Source organism: Zobellia russellii, assembly GCF_018728565.1.
Lineage (GTDB): Bacteria > Bacteroidota > Bacteroidia > Flavobacteriales > Flavobacteriaceae > Zobellia > Zobellia russellii.
Map to the genome: position 1 here is coordinate 680,458 of NZ_JACSOI010000001.1, position 23,497 is coordinate 703,954.

Consider the following 23,497-nt stretch of genomic DNA (forward strand, 5'->3'; position numbering starts at 1 on the left):
AAAAATGGGTGAAAAAACGTTAAAATTCAATAGTAAAACAATTCATGGAGGGCAAGAGCCAGATGCGGCCTACGGTGCGGTCATGCCTCCTATATATCAGACTTCTACTTATGCGCAGACCACCCCCGGTGGGCATAAGGGGTATGAATACTCTAGAAGTGCAAATCCAACACGTACTGCTTTGGAAAATTCGTTGGCCAGTATTGAGAACGGAACATACGGCTTGGCCTTTGCCAGTGGCCTTGCCGCTATGGATGCGGTCATTAAACTGCTTAGTCCTGGTGATGAGGTGGTTTCAACCAACGATTTGTATGGCGGTAGTTACCGATTGTTCAAAAAGGTTTTTGAGAAGTATGGAATCAAATTCAATTTTGTGGGTATGCAAGATGCCAAGGCTATTGAGTCGGCAATTACTAGTAACACCAAACTTATTTGGGTAGAGACCCCTACGAACCCGATGATGAATATTATTGACATTAAAGGGGTAGGTCTGTTGGCTAAAAAGCATGGTGTTCTTTTAGCCGTAGACAATACGTTTGCCACTCCCTATCTCCAAACACCTTTGGATTTAGGGGCGGATATTGTAATGCACTCTGCAACTAAATACTTGGGCGGTCATAGTGATGTGGTTGCCGGTGCTTTGGTCGTCAAGGATAAAAAAATAGCAGATGAACTTTATTTTATTCAAAATGCAAGCGGTGCTGTTTGTGGTCCTATGGATAGTTTTTTGGTGTTAAGGGGAATAAAGACCTTGCATGTGCGTATGCAACGGCATTGCGAGAACGGTGCTGCAATTGCCAATTATCTGGCCGGCCATTCAAAAATAGAGAAAGTATATTGGCCTGGTTTTGATAGCCACCCCAACCATGAAATCGCTAAGAGCCAAATGACCGGTTTTGGGGGTATGATTTCTTTTGTTACCAAGGGTAGTAATTATGAAGATGCTATTAAGATCGTGGAAAAGTTGAAGGTGTTTACACTGGCGGAATCCCTAGGAGGTGTAGAGAGCCTAGCGGGGCATCCGGCTAGTATGACACATGCCAGTATTCCAAAAGAGGAACGAGAAAAAAGTGGAGTGGTAGATGCTTTGATCAGGTTAAGCGTAGGGATTGAAGATATAGACGATTTGATAGCCGACTTGGAACAGGCGATAAGCTAGTTTTTAGTGTATTTTAAAAAAAAGGGTAGGTTAGTTATATAAATAACATAATTTTGCCGTTATAATCAAAATTCAACAAAATACTCGTTATGGACGCAAAGATTAAAGACTTCATGGATGAGGTCAAAACAAGAAACGGGCATGAACCCGAGTTCATTCAAGCGGTGCAGGAAGTTGCCGAAACGGTAATTCCATATATCGCCAAACATAAAATATATAACGGCAAAAATATTTTACTTCGCATGGTGGAGCCCGAGAGGTTGGTCTCGTTTAGAGTGGCTTGGGTAGATGATGAAGGAGAGATTCACGTTAACAGAGGGTACCGAATTCAAATGAATTCCGCTATTGGACCGTATAAAGGAGGCTTGCGGTTTCATCCATCGGTTAATGCAAGTATCCTTAAATTTCTAGCTTTTGAACAGGTTTTCAAAAATAGTTTGACCACCTTGCCTATGGGCGGTGGAAAAGGTGGGTCCGATTTTGATCCAAAAGGAAAGTCAGATGATGAGGTAATGCGTTTTTGTCATGCCTTTATGTTGGAACTTTGTCGCCATATAGGTCCAAATACAGATGTACCTGCCGGTGATATTGGTGTGGGTGCCCGCGAAATAGGCTTCTTGTTTGGTATGTACAAGAAAATAAGGAACGAGTTTACGGGTGTACTAACAGGAAAAGGTCTTTCTTGGGGTGGTTCAAAAATTCGTCCGGAAGCAACAGGATACGGAACGGTATATTTTGCGCAGAGTATGCTTAAAACCAAGAATGAAAGTTTTGAGGGTAAAACCGTGGTTATTTCAGGCTCCGGTAATGTGGCACAATACGCTGCGGAAAAGGTACTTCAGTTAGGAGGCAAAATAGTTACATTGTCCGATTCTGGTGGATATATTTATGACGCAGAAGGAATTGATGCAGAGAAACTTACCTTTGTTATGGAGCTAAAGAACGAAAAGCGAGGTAGAATTTCGGAATATACTGAAAAGTATAAAGACGCCGAATACCATAAAGGAAAGACGCCATGGGACGTAAAATGTGATATAGCCTTACCATGTGCCACTCAAAATGAACTATTGGCTGCGGATGCCAAGACGTTGATAGATAACGGTTGTATGTGTGTTGCCGAAGGAGCCAATATGCCTTGCGATACGGATGCTGTGCATACGTTTCATGATGCCAAAATTCTTTTTGCTCCAGGTAAAGCCTCCAATGCTGGTGGTGTTGCTACATCAGGTCTTGAAATGTCTCAGAATTCATTACGTATAAGTTGGACAAGGGAAGAAGTAGACGAAAGGCTTAAGGATATTATGGAAGATATTCATGATTCCTGTATAGAATACGGAAAAGAAGAAGACGGCTATTGCAACTACGTAAAAGGGGCTAATATTGCCGGTTTTGTTAAGGTGGCCGATGCTATGTTGGCACAAGGTGTGATTTAGAGAATAGTATCATATAAATAAGAAAAGACCTGTAATTCTAAAGTTACAGGTCTTTTTATTTTTGCCCTTCAGCGCAATTCTTACATCATATTTTTTAAAGTTATCTTTGTGCAAAGCCATCTATGTAAATGCAGGTAACTACCAAAGCCATAGTTCTTACATCCATTAAATATGGAGATACCAGTTTAATTGTAAAGGCATTTACGGAATCTGGAGGTGTTAAATCTTACCTCCTTAGGGGAGTTTTGGCCTCTAAGAAAGGAAAATTAAAAACGGCTTATTTTCAACCTTTAACACAATTAGAGATAGTGGCCAGCCATAAGAATAAAGGGGCTTTAGAGAGTATTCGCGAAGCAAAGGTCAATTATCCGTACCAGACCTTACATTCCGATATTTCAAAAAATGCCATGACTTTATTTCTGGCCGAAATGTTGGCGAACAGCATTTATGAAGAGGAGGCCAATGAGGCACTATTTGAATTTATAGAGGCTTCGTTACAATGGCTGGACAACCAGAGCGGAATTTCTAATTTTCATATTTATTTTTTAATTCGGTTAACACGCTATTTGGGCTTTCACCCGGATACGAACGAGATAGAATTAAGCTATTTTGACTTACTGGAAGGTGAGTTTACGGATACGCCTTCATTAAATCCTATTTTAAACGGAGATAATCTTAGCTATTTTAAAACCTTCTTGGGCATAAATTTTGATGAGATACATCATATCAAAATGAATAAAAGCAACCGTCAAGAACTTTTACAATCATTAGTGCTGTTCTATGAGTTGCATTTACAAGGGTTTAGGAAACCAAAATCCCTTGCCATCCTTAATGAAGTATTTAACTAGTATGAACAAAGTTCTGTTTTTACTTATTTTTTTGAGTATCCAAACCGTACTTGCGCAACAGGTTACAGTTTTGGATGTAGATACGCGAGAGCCCATAGTAAATGTGGCCATTTACAATTATGACCACTCTAAAACGGCACTCACGGATTTTGATGGTAAGGCGGATCTATCCGTTTTTAAGGCTGAAGAACGTATTACTTTTCGCCATCTTAGTTATCAAATAAGAAAGAGCACAAGAGCCCAAATTAATCGGCACGGAGGGCATTTGTTTTTGGAAATGAAGGCTGAAGAGCTTGATGAGGTGGTCATGTCCGTTTCTAAATGGGAGCAGCAAAAAAAGGACATTCCCAACAAAATTGCCGTTATAGATACTAAGGATATCGCTTTCACAAGTCCACAAACTTCGGCAGACCTATTGCAGAATAGCGGTAAGGTATTCGTTCAGAAAAGTCAGCTGGGTGGCGGTAGTCCCATGATCAGGGGATTTGCAACCAACCGTTTGCTCTTGTCCGTAGACGGGGTGCGTATGAACAATGCCATTTTTAGGGGAGGTAACCTTCAGAATGTTATTTCTATAGATCCCTATTCAGTAAAAAATACAGAAATCATTTTTGGTCCTGGTTCCGTTATTTATGGTAGTGATGCTATTGGAGGTGTTATGAATTTTTATACTAAAAAAGCGGAGTTCTCAAATTCGGATAGTCTTTCGTTTTCGGGAAATGCCAGTTATCGCTTCGCTTCGGCCAACCTGGAAAATACGTTTCATGTAGATGTTAATCTGGGGAAAAAGAAATGGGCCTTTTTAACAAGTGCTTCTGACAACAGTTTTGATGATTTAAAAATGGGTTCCCATGGTCCTGATTCTTACCTGAGAAGAGAATACGTGACTACCATAAACGGAGCTGATGTGCTTATGCCTAACAAAACTGTAAAGGAACAGAACCCAACGGGCTATAATCAGTTTAACCTAATGCAGAAAATAGCCTATAAACCAAGTCATACGTGGCAATATGATTTAGGTCTGCATTATTCGGAGACTTCGGATTACGCCAGATACGATCGTCTGATCCGGCCCAATAGTGCGGGAGACGGACTTCGTTCTGCGGAATGGTATTATGGTCCTCAAAAATGGTTCATGGGCAACTTGCAGATGAACAAAAGAGGAAAAGGTATTTTTTACGATGGATTAAAGATTACCACGGCCTATCAGCATTTTGAGGAAAGTAGAAATGACAGGGGTTTTCAAGATGTTATACGCTATAGTACGGAAGAAAAGGTAGATGCCCTTTCCACTAATATCGACTTTGAAAACAAAAAAATTGGTAACCTCCGCATGTACTATGGAGGTGAATATATATTTAATAAGGTAGGTTCCTTGGGTAGTCAAGAAAATATAGAGACCAATGAAATTTTGGCATCTGCATCAAGATATCCAGATGGTTCAACTTGGCAAACCTTAGCAGGTTATGTTCATGGGGAATATAAGGCCAAGCCCAATTTTACGGTACTGTCCGGTTTGCGTTACAGTCATGTGTGGATTAATGCCGTATTTGACAAGACCTATTACCCATTTCCTTTTGATGATGCCAATCTTAATAATGGGGCGCTTACGGGTAGTTTGGGTTTTAGTTGGTTTCCTAAGGCAGATTTGCAGGTCACTTTTAATGGTTCTACCGGTTTTAGGGCACCTAATATAGATGATGTGGGCAAAATTTTTGATTCGGAGCCGGGAGCGGTGGTCGTTCCCAATCCAGACTTGGAGCCTGAGTATGCTTATAATATAGAGCTGGGTGTGCAGAAGAATTTTAATGATAAAGTAGTATTTAAAAGCACTGCGTTTTATACCTATTTGGTAGATGCTTTGGTACGCCGTGATTACCTTTTCAATGGAGAAGAAGAAATTATATATAATGGTGAGATGAGTAGTGTGCAGGCTATACAGAATGCAGCTAAGGCCTTTGTCTACGGTTTTGAGTTTGGCGCGGAAGCCTTTCTTACAGAAAATATTTCCGTGGTGTCCAATTTAACTATTACCGAGGGTGTTGAAGAAGAGGATGATGGTACAGAATCTCCCGGTAGGCACGTTTCTCCCACCTTTGGAGATTTACATTTGATTTATAAAAACCAAAGACTAAAGACGGATTTGTTCATGAATTATAACGGCGAGATTCCTTTTTATGATTTGGCTGCTTCCGAGCGCAGTAAAGCGTATATCTACGCTTCCGACTCGGAAGGAAACCCGTATTCTCCTTCTTGGTATACTTTAAATTTTCGTTCGCAATATAAAATTTCAAATGCTTTTGAAGTGTCCTTGAATCTTGAAAACTTTACGGATCAGCGTTACCGCTCCTATTCTTCGGGAATATCCGCACCGGGCATCAATTTAATTATGGGCTTGGCGTACCAGCTTTAGTTTCTCTCTGGGGCATTAAAATGAAAAATCCCGGCCATTGGCCGGGATTTCTCTGTTGTAAGAAATAATAAAATTGTAAACTAGTTTACAGCAGCTTTAGCTTTATCAACTGCACTGTTAGCAGCGTTTTTTGCATCGTCACCAGCTTTGTTGGCAGCATCTGTTGCTTTATCTGCAGCTTCACCGGCTTTAGCTTTAACATCGCTAGCCGCTTCGTTAGCTTTAGCCTTAATATCATCGCCAGCTTCTTCAGCTTTAGCTTTTAAATCGTTAGCGGCATCTTCGGCACCAGCTTTGATTTCTTCACCAGCTTCTTCAGCTTTTTCCATAGCTTCGTTACCGGCTTCTTTAGCTTTATCCATGGCATCAGATCCCATTTCTTTAGCGTCTTCACCAGCCTGCTCCATAGCAGCACCAGCTTCGTCCGTAGCACTCTTTGCTTTATCCGCAGCTTCTCTACAAGAAACAAAAGAGATACTCAAGGCAAGCATTAAAACGGAACCTAAAATTACTTTTTTCATGATTTTGTGTTTAAAGTTTTGTTTAATTGTTTTTGTGATATACGTATGAAACGGCTTTTTGGACGCTATATTTTAACATTTTCTTACAAGCTTGTTTATTTTGCTGTATCTCAATTCTTTCAAATCGACTTAATTCGACTAAAAATCCTTAATTTTGCAGCCTTAAATTAATGCAGTAGAGCCACTTATTATGAAGTTTGCGGAATATAAAGGATTGGACTTGCCCAAAGTAGCCGAGGATATACTTGATTACTGGAAGCAAAACCAAATATTTGAGAAAAGTGTTTCCTCTAAAGAGGGTAAACCTAGTTATGTATTTTACGAGGGTCCACCATCGGCAAACGGTATGCCAGGTATACACCACGTTATGGCACGTACCATAAAGGATATTTTTCCTAGGTACAAGACCATGAAGGGTTTTCAGGTAAAGAGAAAAGCAGGTTGGGATACCCACGGACTACCTATTGAGTTGGGTGTTGAGAAAGAGTTGGGCATTACCAAAGAGGATATTGGTAAGAAAATTTCTGTTGAGGAATATAATGCGGCCTGTAAAAAGGCGGTTATGCGCTATACGGATGTTTGGAACCGTATGACGGAGCAAGTAGGGTACTGGGTAGATATGAACGACCCGTACATTACTTACAAGCCAAAATATATGGAGTCTGTTTGGTGGTTGTTGAAACAGATTTATGATAAAGGTTTAATTTATAAAGGATATACGATTCAGCCATACTCCCCAAAAGCGGGTACTGGTCTAAGTTCTCACGAATTGAACCAACCGGGCACATATCAAGATGTTACGGATACAACGGTAGTGGCACAGTTTAAGGCTGTAGATGAATCTTTGCCGGACTTTCTTAAGAATGAGGGTGATATTTATTTCTTGGCGTGGACGACCACACCGTGGACGCTTCCTTCTAACACGGCATTGACGGTAGGGCCAAAGATTGAGTATGTGCTGGTAGAAACCTACAATCAGTATACGTTTAAACCAATGAATGTAGTGCTTGCCAAAAATTTGGTAAGCAAACAGTTTTCAGGAAAATTCAAACAAGTTGAAACCAAGCCGGAATTGTTGGAATATACATCCGGTGATAAGAAAATTCCTTTTTACGTAGTAAAGGAGTTTGTTGGTAAAGATTTAGTGGGTATAAAATATGAGCAATTGTTGGCATATGCCCAGCCGTACCAAAATCCTGAAAATGCATTTCGTGTAATTTCAGGAGATTTCGTTACGATAGAAGATGGTACCGGTATTGTGCATACGGCACCCACTTTTGGTGCGGACGATGCCTTGGTGGCCAAACAGGCATCACCGGAAATACCACCGTTATTGGTATTGGATGAAAATAACAACCCGGTTCCTTTAGTGGATTTGCAAGGAAAGTTCCGCCCTGAAATGAAAGAATTTGGCGGTAAATACGTCAAGAACGAATATTATGATGCCGGTGAGGCACCGGAAAGGTCAATAGACGTGGAGCTGGCCATTAAACTTAAAGAAGAGAACAAGGCTTTTAAAGTAGAAAAGTATGTACACAGCTACCCTAATTGCTGGCGAACGGATAAGCCTATCCTATATTACCCATTAGATTCCTGGTTCATAAAGATCAGTGATGTTAAAGATCGTATGTTCGCGCTTAACCAGACTATCAACTGGAAACCAAAATCTACTGGCGAAGGCCGTTTTGGTAACTGGTTGGCCAATGCCAATGACTGGAACCTTTCGCGATCTAGGTATTGGGGTATTCCGCTTCCTATTTGGAGAACGGAAGATGGTAAGGAAGAAATAATCATAGGTTCGGTTGCCGAGTTAAAGGCGGAAATGGCAAAAGCCGTGGCTTCCGGAGTAATGGAGAAAGATATTTTTGATGATTTTGTTGTGGGTGACCTATCCGAAGAAAATTATGATAAAATAGACCTGCACAAGAATATTGTAGATGATATTATTTTGGTTTCCGCTTCGGGTAAACCCATGAAGCGTGAGAGTGACCTTATTGATGTTTGGTTTGATAGTGGTTCTATGCCGTATGCACAATGGCACTACCCATTTGAAAACAAAGAATTGATCGATGAGGGCAAGACCTACCCGGCCGATTTTATCGCAGAAGGTGTAGATCAGACCAGAGGTTGGTTCTATACCTTGCATGCTATTGCTACTATGGTTTTTGATTCCGTAGCGTATAAAAACGTGGTTTCCAACGGACTGGTGCTTGATAAGGAGGGAAAGAAAATGTCCAAACGTTTGGGCAATGCGGTAGACCCTTTTGATACCATGAACGAGCATGGGGCAGATGCCACGCGTTGGTACATGATTTCCAATGCCAACCCATGGGATAATCTAAAATTTGATACTGAAGGTATTGTTGAGGTGAAGCGTAAATTCTTCGGGACACTTTATAATACGTACTCTTTCTTTTGTCTATATGCGAACATAGATGCTTTTGACTATTCAGAAGAAGAGATTCCGCTAAATGAAAGACCGGAAATTGATAGGTGGATTTTATCTGAACTTCATTCGTTGATCAAGACGGTTGACGAAGCTTACGCAGATTTTGAGCCTACAAAGGCAACACGTGCAATTTCAGACTATGTACAAGAAAATCTAAGTAACTGGTATGTGCGTTTGTGCAGAAGACGTTTCTGGAAAGGTAGCTATGAGAAAGATAAAATATCGGCCTACCAAACATTGTATACCTGTCTAGAAACCGTAGCCAAATTATCGGCGCCGGTTGCTCCGTTCTTTATGGATAGACTTTATAAAGATTTAACGAATACAACGCATAGGGAGGATTTTGAAAGTGTACATTTATCCGAGTTTCCAAAGTATGATGAGGCAATAGTAGATAAGAATTTGGAAAGTAAGATGGAGAAAGCTCAGACCATTTCGTCTTTGGTACTTTCTATTCGTCAGAAAGAAAAGATAAAAGTGCGTCAGCCGTTGCAAAAAGTCATGATACCTATCTTGGATGATAAGCAGAAGCATGAAATAGAAGCGGTAGCTGATCTTATCAAGTCCGAGGTAAACGTTAAAGAGATAGAGTTACTTGATGATGCTTCGGGAATCTTGGTGAAACAGATCAAGCCCAATTTTAAGGTTTTAGGCCCTAAATTTGGAAAGGATATGAAAAAAATAGCTCAGGCTGTTGCCAAGTTGAACCAAGATGATATCCAAAAAATTGAGCAAGATGGCGAAATTTCGCTTGACATTGACGATAAAATTATTACATTACAGCTGCAAGATGTAGAGATAGCCTCGCAAGATATTGAAGGTTGGTTGGTAGCAAGTTCAGGCCCTATTACAGTGGCTCTGGATGTTACCATAAACGAAGGTCTTAGGGAAGAGGGTATTGCTAGAGAGCTTGTAAACCGAATTCAGAATATAAGAAAAGATTCCGGTTTTGAAGTAACGGATAGAATTGATATTAAAATTCTTAAAGACGGTTTTGTAGAAAAGGCGGTGTCCAATAACTTAAGCTATATTAAAGCTGAAACGTTAACGGCCGAACTTGTTTTTGAGGAAAAATTGGATAGAGGAACCGAGGTTTCTTTTGATGAGGTGAATACTAAATTATTTATTGAAAAACATTAATAGAATGGCAGAAGATTTAAAAGTTAGATATTCGGACAAGGATCTTGCCGAATTCAGAGAATTGATCGAAGACAAAATTGAGAAAGCAAAAAGTCATTTAGAATTGCTTAAGAGTTCTTATATGAACGATGGTAATAACGGCACGGATGATACCTCCCCTACGTTTAAGGCTTTTGAAGAGGGTTCTGAGACCATGAGTAAAGAAGCAAATACGCAATTGGCCATACGTCAAGAAAAATTTATACGAGACTTAAAAAATGCTCTTTTGCGTATTGAGAACAAAACCTACGGTATTTGCCGTGTTACAGGAAAGTTGATCGCCAAAGAGCGTCTTAAATTGGTTCCTCATGCTACATTAAGTATAGAGGCAAAGAATATGCAAAAGTAATTTTGCGATTTTAAATTAAAAAAGCCTACAGGAACTTGGTTCTTGTAGGCTTTTTTTACACCGTATAAAAATGAAAGGGTTTCTCGTTTTCTTCTTTTTTTTCAATCTTTTGGCGGCGCAAAAAGTGGTTAAAAAATCTGTGGTAAATGATGCAGTTACCTCAATTGGTATAGACGTTGAGAATTGCTATAGGTTAACCTTGGAAACTGCCGATACAGATGAAATGTTCGTTGAGGCTATTATTGATGGGGAGTACAAGAAGGATCTTTTGTTGTCCGTAAAGGAGAATGGTAGTGCTATAATGGTCAGTAGTGGTTTTCAGCCTAATTTCAAGAATCCTAATGATAAGCTTAGCGCACATAAAGTCGTGTCTATTGCGCTAAAGGTAATTGTTCCCCGTTTTAAATTTATTACCGTTTTTGGTACAAGCTGCAATGTGTTCGTTGCAGGGGATTATAAGGAACTTACGGTTTCTCTTAATGACGGTAACTGCGAGCTTTTTAATGTTCATGAGGATATAAATGTGCGTACACAAAGCGGGCATATTTTAGTAGAAGCTCTCAAAGGGAATGTAAATGCGGTAAGTAAATATGGGGCGGTAAACAAAGACGATATTCCCATGGGAGACGCACAATATACACTGTCTTCCCTAACGGGAAACATACGAATAAAGAAAACCGAATAATATACTTATTTTTGCCAATTCAAGTTGTAGATATACTATGAATTTAAAGAAATCATTGCTCATAATCATAGCAGTACTGTTGATTGACCAATTGAGCAAAATTTATATAAAGACCCATTTTGTACTGGGAGATTCTGTTGAGGTTTTTAGCTGGTTCAAAATACTGTTCATTGAAAATTCAGGAGCTGCATGGGGGGCCAAGTTAAGTGATTTCTTGCCTATATCGGAACCAACAGGCAAGTTGGTCTTAACCGTGTTTAGGTTGTTTGCCGTAGCAGGAATTGGATACTGGCTGTACGATACTATTCGTAAGGAATCCTCTAAAACCCTGATCTTGGCAGTTTGCTTGATTTTTGCAGGAGCCTTGGGAAACATTATAGATTCTGTATTCTACGGTGTACTATTTAGTGATAGCTATCAACAATTGGCAACGGCATTTTCAGATGAACCTTATGGCAGCATTTTTTACGGGAAAGTAGTAGACATGCTTTATTTTCCTATGGTAGATACAACGTGGCCAGATTGGGTTCCTTATTTTGGAGGCTCTAGTTTTCGGTTTTTTGAACCGGTTTTCAATATTGCAGATATGGCTATCAGTACCGGTGTGGGTATTCTTTTGGTTTTCAACAAGAAAGCGTTCGGTAAGGTAGATGATGAGCCAACTACCAGTGAAGCTGATTCATTGTAATCTTCTAGAAAGAATAGGTTTTAGTGGGGGTCACGCAATAATCTAAAGGCATGTCCAAGTTGTTCACATCAGTTATGAGTTCTTCTTCAGCGGAAAATAATGACAAGCCAATTTTAATAACATCTGGGCGACATTGAGACAAGAAGGTGTCATAAAACCCTTTTCCATAGCCTACACGATTTCCTTGCTCGTCAAAAGCCAATAAGGGTATAAAAACTACATCTATTTTTGTGCTGGGTATTTCTATGCCATCAACAGGTTCGGGTATATTCCATTCATTCTTTACAAGGCGCGTAGAATCCGTTAGCAAATAATGCTCTAATGTAATTTTGTCAACTACTTTGGGTAGTACTATGTTTTTATCCTTTCCTTGAAGTATGGAAAGAACGTAGGTAGTATCAATCTCCTTGTTTTCGGAAATGGGTAAAAAAATATGGTAAAAGTCGTAAGACCATACCGGTAGTTTGAGCAGTCCGTTAGCGATACTCAGGCTAGAATTAGAAAGGGATTCATTGTCAATTAAATCTCTTCGATTTTTGTATAGTGATCTTAAATCTTTTTTAAGCATTGATTATGACCTCAGTACAAATTGGGGAAACTCTAGTATGCTTATTCTTTTACAGACACTGCGTAATATATCTTAAATGATATCATTAAGATAAGGTACAGGCCGAGGGTTATAATATATTTATCCATGTGGTAATTGATTTTGATTCTTAAATCTAATTAAAAAATTTTATAAAAACACTTTTAACTGCAAGTTTTCATCGATGAAATGCATTTTTTAGTGTTTTTTTAACAAATTTGCACTTTTTCGCGCGCAAAAATGTGCAAAAAAGGGCGGCATAAGACTTCATTTCGTTTGCCTGAGCAAATGGGGCGGGCTTTCCGGTATTCGTTAAAAAAGAGTAAAACACTTAGCCCTTTTAATAAAACATAGTAATTTAACATGATAGAAATAGATGCCTTCTACCATTTAATTTGATAAACCGTTTTTGTAATGCCCCAAGTACCTATAGAAGTACAATTAAGCACGTTGCCCCAGAGTCCTGGTGTATACCAGTTTTATGATGTAGATGATAAAATATTGTATGTAGGTAAGGCCAAAAATCTTAAAAAGCGGGTTTCTTCATATTTTACGAAAAACCATGAGTACGGAAAAACGCGCGTTCTCGTAAAAAAAATTAGGAACATCAAACATATTGTTGTCCCTACAGAGTCCGATGCGCTGCTTTTGGAAAACAATCTTATTAAGAAATATAGGCCAAGGTATAATGTCTTGTTGAAGGATGACAAATCATATCCTTGGATCTGTATTAAAAACGAGCGTTTTCCCAGAATTTTCCCTACTAGAAAACTAATAAAGGACGGTAGTGAGTATTTTGGCCCGTATACCAATATGAAAACGGTTAGGACGTTGTTGGACTTGGTAAAAGGGGTTTATCCATTGCGGACCTGTAACTATGATCTGTCAAAAGAAAAAATAGATTCCGGTAAATACAAGGTTTGTTTGGAATATCATTTGGGAAACTGTAAAGGACCCTGTGAAGGCTTTCAGTCTGCGGAGGAGTATGATCAACAGATAGAGGATATCAGAAAAATAATTAAGGGTGATTTTAAGTCGTCTTTAAGCTATTTCAGATCACAGATGAAAACGCTGGCATCCGAAATGAAATTTGAGGAGGCGCAACAAATCAAGGAAAAGATAGAGGTTCTAGAAAACTATCAAGTTAAATCTACAATTGTCAATCCTAAGATCAATAATGTAGATGTGTTCTCTATAATTTCGGATGAGAGCCATGCCTATATTAATTTCCTGCAGTTGTCCCATGGGTCTATTATTCGGTCGCACACTTTAGAAATAAAGAAGAAGTTAGATGAGACGGATGCCGAGCTTTTGGCGCTCTCTATTATAGAGATCCGGCAAAGGTTCAAATCGCTTTCTAAAGAGCTTTACCTCCCTTTTGAAGTTCCTGTAGAAGCACACCTTAAAGTTACCGTGCCAAAATTGGGCGATAAAAGAAAGATTTTAGAACTCTCTGAGCGCAATGCCAAATTTTATAGACAAGAGCGGTTTAAGCAGATTAAGATTATTGATCCGGATAGGCACACCAACCGAATCATGGCGCAGATGAAAAAAGATTTACATCTTTCCGAAGAGCCGAGACATATAGAATGTTTTGATAACAGTAATATTCAAGGAAGTAATCCGGTGGCCGCTTGTGTGGTTTTTAGGAATGGGAAACCTTCAAAAAAGGAATATCGTCATTTTAATATAAAAACCGTGGAAGGCCCAGATGATTTTGCCTCTATGGAAGAGGTGGTCTATAGGAGGTATAAACGTCTTTTGGCCGAAGCCGAGCCATTGCCTCAACTTATTGTTATTGATGGAGGAAAGGGCCAATTATCTTCTGCGTTAAAAAGTTTGGACCTTCTTGGTCTAAGAGGTAAAATTGCCATTATTGGTATAGCCAAGCGGTTGGAGGAAATCTATTTTCCCGAAGACCCTATTCCGCTTTATCTTGATAAAAAATCCGAAAGTCTAAAGATTGTTCAGCAATTACGGAATGAGGCCCACCGCTTTGGAATCACCTTTCACAGAAATAAAAGAAGTAAGGCGGCCATTAATTCTAAGTTGGAAAGTATAGAAGGTATTGGTGAAAAAACGGCACAGGAACTTTTGAAAAAATTCAAGTCCGTAAAACGAATAAAAGAAGCCTCTATGGAAAACCTAACGGAAACCGTGGGCTTATCTAGGGCAAAAAAAATTTATGAAGCATTCCATTAAAATTACGACTAACTCAGCACAATGAAAAAAGCCGTTATAGGAATTGGGTTACTCTTTTTTACTTTGTTTTCTTTTGCTCAGGACCCTGAGAAGAAAGACATCAAAGTGGGGCTGGTGTTGAGTGGAGGTGGCGCTAAGGGAATGGCCCATATTGGAGCAATAAAAGTATTGGAAGAAGCTGGTATAAAAGTAGATTATATAGGGGGGACCAGTATGGGGGCCATTGTTGGATCATTATATGCTGCTGGCTATACGGGTGATCAATTAGATTCAATTTTTAGGGCTACGGATTTCACCAACCTTATTCAGGACAATCTGCCCAGAAGCGCTAAAACATTTTACGAAAAGGAAAATTCTGAAAAATATGCCGTTACCTTGCCTTTTGACAATTTTAAGGTATCCGTGCCACCTGCATACTCCGGTGGTCAGAACGTATATAATGAGTTGGTTAAGTTCCTGTATCCGGTAAGAAACATAAAGGATTTTAATGATTTGCCCATTCCTTTTGTGTGTATTGCAACGGATGTAGAAACGGGTGATGAAGTGGTTTTAAGAGAGGGGTATTTACCGGAAGCCGTTATGGCCAGTGGAACGTTGCCATCACTCTTTGAACCTGCTCGCATAAACGGAAAAGTATTGATAGACGGTGGTGTGGTCAACAATTATCCTATAGACGAGGTAAAAAAAATGGGGGCCGATATCATAATTGGGGTAGATGTACAGCACGGACTCAGAAATAGGGAGTCTCTATTGACCGCCACCGAGATTTTATTGCAAATCAATAATTATAGGACCGTTCTTGATATGGCTGAAAAGTCCAAAAAGACAGATATCTATATAAAACCCGAAATGACGGATTACTCCATTATAGATTTTAATCTTGGCGATGTAATTATTAAAAGTGGGGAGGATGCTGCCCGTAAAAGAATAGATACTTTAAAAGCTATTGCTTCCAGACAAATTGGAAAAAGGAAGGCCAAGGAGAGAATCGTTTCTTCAGATACGTTAAGTATCAGTCATTTGGTCATATTGGAGAGTGAGAATTATTCTAGGGGTTACGTTAAAGGAAAATTAAGGTTTGATACAGATAAACCAACCACCTTTTCACGAGTACAGCAAGGTATCAGTAATCTAGCCGCAACTGGAAATTTTCATACAATCCACTATAAAATACAGGATGACGAAGACAATGACGAGCAAGAGATGATTCTAGATTTGAATGAAAATAAAAGTAAATCCTTTATTCGTCTAGGTGCTCACTATGATAATCTTTACAAGACGGCAGCCATCTTGAATTATACAAGAAAAAGTTTGATTACCAGAGATGATGTATCTTCTTTTGACTTTATTATTGGAGATAATATCAGGTACAAACTACAATATTATGTGGATAAGGGTTTTTATTGGAGTTTTGGTTTTAATTCAAGCTTTAATGAATTTGAAAAGGACGTTAGTTTTGATTTAGTGCGAAGCAATTTTGATGTTCAGGCCGGGGCAAATTTAAATTCAATAAACATAGATGTAACGGATTTTACCAATCAGGTCTATGTACAAACGGTATTACGTGAAGAGTTTGCGTTTAGAACGGGGCTGGAACATAAATTTTTGAAGTATAGCACCAAGACATTAGGGCAGAACGCACCGGTGGGTCCTACAGGTAAGACGCCTGATCAAAGAACGTTTCTTGAAAAGAGTAGTTATTATAGCGCTTTTGGACAGTTAACTTTTGATACCTATGATGATAGGTACTTTCCTTCAAAAGGACTGTACTTTGATGGTGATTTTCATTTCTATGTCTTTTCATCTGATTTTAACGAAAACTTTAAGGAGTTCTCAATTGCGCAGGCTAGGTTGGGTACGGCAGTGCCATTTTTTAAAAATTTCTCGGTAAATGTAGAAGCAGAAGGAGGTTTTAAATTGGGTACTTCAAGCGTTTCCTCCTTTGATTTTATTCTAGGGGGCTTCGGTACAAATCTTTTAAACAATTTTACGCCTTTCTTTGGGTATGATTATTTGGCTTTGCCCGGTAACGCTTTTGTAAAAGCCTACGGTAGGCTGGATTATGAATTTGCCCCTAAGAATCACTTTATGCTTACTGCAAACTATGCCAATGTAGACGATGATCTTTTTAGAACGGGAGAGTGGTTTACCCTACCAAGTTATTCCGGTTACGGCGTTGGTTATGGGTGGGAATCTTTTATGGGGCCTATGCAAATGCATTACTCATGGTCTCCAGAAGGGAAGACCAATAACTTCTTTTTTAGTTTAGGGTATTGGTTTTAATGCGCTTAGGTTTAAAGTGATGTTTTTTTACGATATTTGTTACATATGCTACAATTAAGAGTTGATATTACTGCCCATCTTAGGGCCATGTGGTAAATACCCACTTTTTAGTTCTTGCTCCACGCTTGAACACGAGTTCTATTTTTCAGCTTTTAACAATTTACATTACTAAAAACATACAGATATGTCAACTTTAGATACTACTTCATTGAATTTACCCAAGGAAAACCCGGAAGCAGAAGATTTTCTACCTCTTTTGGGAACGGATTATATAGAGCTTTATGTAGGTAACGCAAAGCAAGCGGCCCATTACTATATGGCGGCATGGGGGTTTCAGCCTTTGGCCTATGCAGGTCTGGAAACTGGGCTTAAAGATCGGGTTTCCTACGTTTTACAGCAAGATAAGATTAGATTGGTGCTCACCTCTCCGCTAAAGTCGGGAGGAGATATCAATAAGCATATAGATTCTCATGGAGATGGGGTAAAAGCTATTGCTTTATGGGTAGATGACGCTTCTAAAAGTTATGAGGAAACCACCAAAAGAGGAGCGGAAAGTTACTTGGAGCCCAAAACGATTAAGGATAAGGATGGTGAGGTTGTACTTTCGGGAATTCACACCTATGGAGAAACGGTTCACGTTTTTGTAGAGCGAAAAGATTACAAAGGAGTTTTTATGCCGGGCTACAGAGCTTGGAACCCATATTACAAACCTTCTGATGTTGGACTAAAGTACGTAGACCATATGGTGGGTAACGTAGGCTGGAACGAAATGAACAAATGGTGTGAATTTTACGCCAAGGTTATGGGTTTTGCCCAGTTGGTCTCTTTTGATGACAAAGACATTTCAACAGAATACACGGCGCTAATGAGTAAGGTTATGAGCAATGGTAACGGCCGAATTAAATTTCCCATAAACGAACCGGCAGACGGTAGAAAAAAGTCGCAAATAGAAGAATATATAGATTTTTACAACGGAGCGGGTGTGCAGCATATGGCATTGGCAACGGATAATATTATTGAAACGGTTACGGCATTGAGAGATCGGGGCGTTGAATTTTTAACAGTACCCTCAAGTTATTATGAAGATGTATTGGACCGTGTGGGTGAAATAGATGAGGACTTGGCCCCTCTTAGTGAATTGGGAATCCTTATTGATAGGGATGAAGAGGGTTATCTGCTTCAGATTTTTACCAAACCTATTTTGGATAGGCCAACCATGTTCATTGAAATTATTCAAAGAAAAGGAGCTAAATCATTTGGTAAAGGTAATTTTAAGGCGCTTTTTGAAGCAATTGAAAGAGAGCAGGAGTCCAGAGGAACCTTGTAATAGTTATTATCTTAAAGCACAGGTATATTATTTGTGAAAGTATACCTCGTTTTTGGTCTAAAAAGGGGTGTTTTTAAGTGAAAAGCGACCCCTATATCTTAATGAAATGCCAATTTTATAGCCGTTAGCAAAAAGAACTGTTAATGTAATAGTTAAAGTAAGTTAAAACGGATTGAGGATTGAAACTATGCCTTAAATTTGTAGGCGTAAGGGGTGGTTCCCTTACAACTTTAAGTATTGGTTTTTCATAATTTAAAGTTTGGTTGGTTATTTAGGAAAAGCCCTGACATGAAATGTTGGGGCTTTTTTTTAAGCCTAACTTTAGTTTTATATTCTAAGCTGCGGGTCTGGCCTGGGTTAAGCATAATTTATACTTTAAGTTCTAAAATAACAGGGTTGAGGTATGCGTACAATACTTTGGAATAAATTTTGTTTAAGTAATTGTAAGCCCTTAATATGGTAAAGGTCCATTTTGTATTTTTATCGTAATACTATAGCTATGAAAAAAGCAATTACTTTACTTTTTCTTCTCGTTATTTTCTCTTCTTCCGCCCAGAATAGTACCTCCGCCTTTGAACCTGGCGAATGGTTAAAATTTAGAATGCATTATGGTTTTTTAAATGCAAGTTACGCTACACTGCATCTAAAGTCTGACGTGGTGAATGGTGTGCCGGTTTATCATGTGGTGGGTCGTGGAAAAACTACGGGTTTCGCCAGTGTGTTTTTTAAGGTAGACGATACGTATGAAAGCTATTTTGATAAAAAGGATGGTAAGCCTTATAAATTCATTAGAAAAATAAACGAAGGTGGTTATACCAAGGATATTGAGATAAACTTTGATCATGAAGAGGATAAAGCTGTTCTGAACGATAAAAAACATAATAAAAAGTATAATTTTGAGCTACAGGACAGTATTCAGGATTTAATATCTGCATTCTACTATCTTAGAAACAACTACGAGCCAAGTGATTTAGTTGAAGGCGAAGCCGTAAAATTGAAAATGCTGTATGATGATGACGGTGTTTTTAACTTTAAACTTAAATATTTAGGAACAGAAGTGCTTAAAACTAAGTTCGGTAAGGTAGAATGTTATAAATTTAGACCTTTGGTACAGTCCGGTCGTGTTTTTAAGGAAAAAGAAAGTCTTTCCTTATGGGTTTCGGCAGACGATAACAGAATACCTATACGCATACAGGCAGATTTGGCGGTTGGGTCCATCAAAGCTGACCTTGATGGGTATAACGGCCTTAAGCATCAGTTCAAGATAATAATGGATTAAAACCCTAATGAGAGATAAAGAGCGAATAGATTCACAAATTTCAAAACTAGAAGAGAAGTATAAAGACTCCGGTCAGGATTTAAGTTCTTATTTAGATGGGCTTCTTTATCAACGTTACCTCACGTATTGGGATTATATTCATTTGGATACCCTTTTAAGTCTTCAGGTACCACGCACCTATTTTCCGGACGAGGAAATTTTTATAATGTACCACCAGATTACCGAGCTGTATTTTAAGCTTATTCTTCATGAGCAAAAACAGTTGGTTGATGATAAATCGCAAAACATAGATTTCTTTATAGAAAAAGCGAGACGGATCAATAGCTATTTTAAGGCATTGATATCTTCTTTTAGTATTATGATAAAGGGTATGGAGAGAGAACAATTTCTTCAATACCGTATGGCCTTGCTCCCGGCAAGTGGCTTTCAATCGGCACAATACCGCATGATCGAGATTTATTCCACTCCTATGGAGAATTTGGTCCATCATACGGAGAGAGATTCCTTTTCTTCGGAAAATAGTCTTGAAGAACTGTATGAGGAAATTTATTGGAAAAAAGGAGCCACTGATTTGGCCACCGGAGAGAAGACATTAACGTTGAAGCAGTTTGAGTATAGGTATACCCCGCGCCTAATACGAATAGCAAAGCAAGTAGAGCATAATACCATTTACCAAAAATATCAGCAACTACCTGCCAATAAGAAAGATAATAAAGAGCTAATAGATGCGTTAAAGACATTGGATATGAATGCCAATGTAAACTGGCCTTTAATGCATATGGGTTCTGCTCATAGGTATTTAGGAAAAGACAAAGAGGAAATAGATGCAACAGGAGGAACAAATTGGAAGAACTATTTACCTCCAAGTTTTCAGAAAATTGTATTCTTTCCGGAAATCTATTCAAAACAAGAGTTAAATAATTGGGGGAAAGAGTGGGTAGACCATATCTTTAACCCGGACAAGAAACAAGCAGAGTAAAATGAATAAATATTGGGGCCTTCTTTTCGTTATTTTAATATCACTTTCCTGTAAAGATGACAAGCCAGTTCTAAAAGAACCGGTCAAACAAATGGCTGCCATAGTTCCTATAGAGAAACCTGTAATGAAACAATTCGGGTTTAATTTAGATGAGTTTACCGTACAGCTAGACACCGTGAAAAATGGTGATAGTTTTGGTGAGCTTATGCTTCAGAACAAAGTAGACTACCCCAAGATTGCCAAAATAACCCAAGATTTTAAAGACACTTTTGATGTTCGCAAGATTCGTGTGGGCAAACCATATCTTATTTTAAAGTCAAAAGATACTACAGAGGCGGCGCAAGTATTCATTTATGAAAACGACCCCATTAATTATACCGTAGTTGATCTTAGGGATACGGTTAAGGCTTATAGAAATAAGAAAGAAGTTACCTATGTAGAGCGTGAAGCTTCGGGAGTTATTGAAACTTCTTTGTCTCAGGCTATTTTAGATCAAGGCATAGATTATACCGTTACCAATAGCCTATCCGAAGTGTACGCATGGACCATAGATTTCTTTCGTCTTCAGAAAGGAGATAAGTTCAAGGTAATTTATAAGGAAAAGTACATTAATGATTCCATTTATGCAGGAGCAGGTGCTATAGAAGCAGCTTACTTTGAGCACAACGGAAGGCCTATTTACGCTTTCGCATATGAAAATGATTCGCTAAAAAGCATAGTCGATTATTTTGATGAAGAAGCCAACAACCTTAGAAGAACGTTTCTAAGAGCTCCGGTTCAGTTCAGTAGAATTTCATCTAGATATAACCTTAAGCGAAGAATACGTTATTACGGAAATAAGATAAGACCTCATAAAGGAACGGATTATGCTGCGCCAAAAGGAACACCTATCTTGGCAACCGCAGATGGTACGGTAACCGAATCAACAAGAAGAGGCGGGAACGGTAAATATGTAAAGATCAGACACAACGGAACCTATTCTACCCAATACTTGCATATGAGCAATCAGAATGTAAAAAGAGGGCAATTTGTAAGGCAGGGAGATGTAATAGGTTGGATCGGAATGACCGGTAATACCAGTGGTCCTCACGTTTGTTACCGTTTTTGGAAGAACGGAAGACAAGTGGATCCTTTAAAAGAAGAACTTCCGTTGGCAGAGCCTTTGGACGAGTCCTTACAGCCAGACTACTTCAATTACATCAATCCAATAAAAGATCAGTTGGATTGTATGGTATATCCAGAAAGTCCGGTAGAAGAAGATATTCTAGTTGAAGATTTGGCATCCGCCGAAAAATAACGACACTTAAGGTTTTGGTTTAGAATGAATATGGCTTATTTTCGCCGTAGTAATTTCTAACACATTAAAAAACCCAAAATGTCATTACAGAGCACAAACCCTACTGAAACTTCTGCTTGGAAAAAACTTGCCCAGCACTTTGAAAATACTAAAGAGGAACAGTTAAAAAACCTTTTTGCATCTGATGCTTCTAGGGCAGAAAAGTTTACTTTAAAATGGAACGATTTTCTAGTTGATTTCTCTAAAAACAGAATTACTGATGAAACCGTAAACTTGCTTCTGCAATTAGCCGATGAAGTTAATTTGGCCGATGCCATCCAAAAACAATTTGGAGGCAAAGAAATTAACCAAACAGAGGGGCGTGCAGTATTACATACAGCGCTTAGAGCTAAAAAATCCGATACAATTTTAGTGGATGGTGAAAATGTGGTTGAAGAAGTTTACCAGGTTAAAGAACATATTAAGGAATTTACAGAAAGTATCATTTCTGGGAATGCTGTAGGATATACAGGTAAAGCCTTTACCGATGTTGTAAATATTGGTATTGGAGGTTCTGACCTAGGACCGGCTATGGTAACGGAAGCCCTTAAATTCTATAAAAATCACCTGAAGCTTCACTTCGTCAGCAATGTAGATGGTGATCACGTTAACGAGGTTTTAAAAGAACTTGATCCGGAGACTACTCTTTTTGTAGTAGTGTCAAAGACCTTTACCACCCAAGAAACATTAAGTAATGCAACTACCATAAAAAAGTGGTTCTTAAAGCATGGTACAAAAGAAGATATTGCTAAGCATTTTGCTGCGGTATCTACCAATACAGAAGCCATAGCCGAGTTTGGGATTGCTGCGGAAAACGTATTTCCTATGTGGGACTGGGTAGGTGGCCGTTTTTCTTTATGGAGTGCCGTTGGCCTATCAATAGCTTTAGCCGTTGGATTTGATAACTTTGATGAGCTGTTGATGGGGGCCAATGAAATGGACGAGCATTTTAAAACCGCAGATTTTAAAGACAACCTTCCTGTTGTTCTGGCATTGTTAAGTGTATGGTATAACAACTTTTATGGAGCAGAGACAGAGGCAATCATTCCTTACACGCAATATTTGAGCAGGTTTTCGGCCTATTTGCAGCAAGGTATTATGGAGAGTAACGGTAAAAGTGTTGACCGTAACGGCAAACGTGTAGGTTATGAAACTGGCACCATTATATGGGGAGAGCCGGGGACCAATTCGCAGCATGCTTTCTTTCAGTTAATACATCAAGGAACAAAACTTATTCCAGTAGATTTTATCGGGTTTAAAAAATCCTTGCACGGAGACGTTGATCATCATAACAAGTTAATGGCCAATTTCTTTGCTCAGACAGAGGCGCTAATGAACGGTAAAACTGCCGAGCAGGTGCGTGAAGAATTGGAGGGTAAAGGCATGGCCCAAAATGAAATCGAAAAATTATTGGCCTTCAAGGTCTTTGAAGGAAACAAGCCTACAAATACAATTCTTATAGATAAGTTGTCTCCTAAGAGTTTGGGTAGCTTAATAGCGCTTTATGAGCACAAAATTTTTGTGCAAGGGGTTATTTGGAACATCTTTAGCTACGATCAGTGGGGCGTAGAACTCGGAAAGCAGTTGGCAGGAACAATTTTGAAAGATATTCAAGGTTCAGAAATTGCCGATCATGACAGCTCTACTTTGCAGCTTTTACGTTATTTTAAGGGTTAAAATAGAATTTTCATATTTTTTTATAATATTGGCGCAACTTCTTGTTTTTGAGTGGAAGTTGCGCCTTTGTTCAGTATATTCGCAAAGGGGTTATTTAACCTTCT

The 23,497-nt window shown here is 38.9% G+C and carries 17 protein-coding genes; 15 read left to right on the top strand and 2 right to left on the bottom strand.

Going from position 1 to position 23,497, the window contains the following annotated elements; genetic code table 11:
* The first annotated feature begins 4 nt into the window (after positions 1 to 4).
* The 4 genes from H9565_RS02925 (at position 5) to H9565_RS02940 (ending at position 5,853) form a co-directional block, all read left to right on the top strand.
* The gene (locus H9565_RS02925; protein ID WP_215437298.1) at positions 5 to 1,159 is read left to right on the top strand and encodes a cystathionine gamma-synthase; all 1,155 of its coding nucleotides are present in this window, start codon (positions 5 to 7) and stop codon (positions 1,157 to 1,159) included.
* Positions 1,160 to 1,248: 89 nt separating this feature from the next.
* Positions 1,249 to 2,592, top strand: a complete 1,344-nt coding sequence (gdhA, locus tag H9565_RS02930; protein WP_215437300.1) for an NADP-specific glutamate dehydrogenase — start codon at positions 1,249 to 1,251, stop codon at positions 2,590 to 2,592.
* A 128-nt stretch (positions 2,593 to 2,720) separates the two neighbouring features.
* The gene (gene recO, locus H9565_RS02935) at positions 2,721 to 3,440 is read left to right on the top strand and encodes a DNA repair protein RecO (RefSeq protein WP_215437302.1); all 720 of its coding nucleotides are present in this window, start codon (positions 2,721 to 2,723) and stop codon (positions 3,438 to 3,440) included.
* Between the two features lies 1 nt (position 3,441).
* Complete coding sequence (locus H9565_RS02940) at positions 3,442 to 5,853, top strand: TonB-dependent receptor (protein ID WP_246560226.1); 2,412 nt, start codon at positions 3,442 to 3,444, stop codon at positions 5,851 to 5,853.
* A gap of 80 nt (positions 5,854 to 5,933) precedes the next feature.
* On the opposite strand, the gene H9565_RS02945 is transcribed toward H9565_RS02940, so the two are convergent.
* A complete protein-coding gene (locus H9565_RS02945) occupies positions 5,934 to 6,335 on the bottom strand; it encodes a hypothetical protein (RefSeq protein WP_215437307.1) in 402 nt (133 codons plus the stop codon).
* Positions 6,336 to 6,564: 229 nt separating this feature from the next.
* Between H9565_RS02945 and ileS the strand changes: the two genes are divergently transcribed.
* From ileS to H9565_RS02965, 4 genes are all read left to right on the top strand, one after another.
* Positions 6,565 to 9,963, top strand: a complete 3,399-nt coding sequence (gene ileS / locus H9565_RS02950) for an isoleucine--tRNA ligase (RefSeq protein ID WP_215437310.1) — start codon at positions 6,565 to 6,567, stop codon at positions 9,961 to 9,963.
* A gap of 4 nt (positions 9,964 to 9,967) precedes the next feature.
* The gene (locus tag H9565_RS02955) at positions 9,968 to 10,351 is read left to right on the top strand and encodes a TraR/DksA family transcriptional regulator (RefSeq protein ID WP_013992813.1); all 384 of its coding nucleotides are present in this window, start codon (positions 9,968 to 9,970) and stop codon (positions 10,349 to 10,351) included.
* 70 nt (positions 10,352 to 10,421) lie between these two features.
* The gene (locus tag H9565_RS02960) at positions 10,422 to 11,036 is read left to right on the top strand and encodes a DUF4097 family beta strand repeat-containing protein (RefSeq protein ID WP_215437312.1); all 615 of its coding nucleotides are present in this window, start codon (positions 10,422 to 10,424) and stop codon (positions 11,034 to 11,036) included.
* A gap of 37 nt (positions 11,037 to 11,073) precedes the next feature.
* Complete coding sequence (locus H9565_RS02965; protein ID WP_215437314.1) at positions 11,074 to 11,724, top strand: lipoprotein signal peptidase; 651 nt, start codon at positions 11,074 to 11,076, stop codon at positions 11,722 to 11,724.
* Between the two features lie 4 nt (positions 11,725 to 11,728).
* Here the strand turns inward: H9565_RS02965 and H9565_RS02970 are convergent, their stop codons facing one another.
* Entirely contained in the window at positions 11,729 to 12,292 is a 564-nt protein-coding gene (locus tag H9565_RS02970; RefSeq protein ID WP_215437317.1) for a 5-formyltetrahydrofolate cyclo-ligase, read from the bottom strand.
* A gap of 432 nt (positions 12,293 to 12,724) precedes the next feature.
* On the opposite strand from H9565_RS02970, the gene uvrC reads away from it, so the two are divergent.
* The 7 genes from uvrC to pgi all read left to right on the top strand — a co-directional run bounded on the left by uvrC (position 12,725) and on the right by pgi (position 23,393).
* Positions 12,725 to 14,512 (top strand): excinuclease ABC subunit UvrC, encoded by a 1,788-nt coding sequence (uvrC, locus tag H9565_RS02975; RefSeq protein ID WP_215437320.1) that lies wholly within the window; start codon positions 12,725 to 12,727, stop codon positions 14,510 to 14,512.
* A 21-nt stretch (positions 14,513 to 14,533) separates the two neighbouring features.
* Positions 14,534 to 16,795 carry a patatin-like phospholipase family protein gene (locus H9565_RS02980; protein ID WP_215437323.1) on the top strand — a complete coding sequence of 754 codons (2,262 nt, stop codon included), beginning with the start codon at positions 14,534 to 14,536 and terminating at the stop codon, positions 16,793 to 16,795.
* Between the two features lie 184 nt (positions 16,796 to 16,979).
* On the top strand, positions 16,980 to 18,122 hold the full coding sequence (gene hppD / locus H9565_RS02985) for a 4-hydroxyphenylpyruvate dioxygenase (protein WP_215437327.1): 1,143 nt from the start codon (positions 16,980 to 16,982) through the stop codon (positions 18,120 to 18,122).
* 499 nt (positions 18,123 to 18,621) lie between these two features.
* Positions 18,622 to 19,401 (top strand): DUF3108 domain-containing protein, encoded by a 780-nt coding sequence (locus H9565_RS02990; RefSeq protein WP_215437330.1) that lies wholly within the window; start codon positions 18,622 to 18,624, stop codon positions 19,399 to 19,401.
* A 7-nt stretch (positions 19,402 to 19,408) separates the two neighbouring features.
* Positions 19,409 to 20,380, top strand: coding sequence for a tryptophan 2,3-dioxygenase family protein (locus H9565_RS02995; RefSeq protein WP_215437331.1), 972 nt, complete (start codon positions 19,409 to 19,411; stop codon positions 20,378 to 20,380).
* A gap of 1 nt (position 20,381) precedes the next feature.
* Positions 20,382 to 21,677 carry a M23 family metallopeptidase gene (locus tag H9565_RS03000; RefSeq protein ID WP_215437332.1) on the top strand — a complete coding sequence of 432 codons (1,296 nt, stop codon included), beginning with the start codon at positions 20,382 to 20,384 and terminating at the stop codon, positions 21,675 to 21,677.
* A 78-nt stretch (positions 21,678 to 21,755) separates the two neighbouring features.
* On the top strand, positions 21,756 to 23,393 hold the full coding sequence (pgi, locus tag H9565_RS03005; RefSeq protein ID WP_215437333.1) for a glucose-6-phosphate isomerase: 1,638 nt from the start codon (positions 21,756 to 21,758) through the stop codon (positions 23,391 to 23,393).
* Positions 23,394 to 23,497 lie beyond the last annotated feature (104 nt).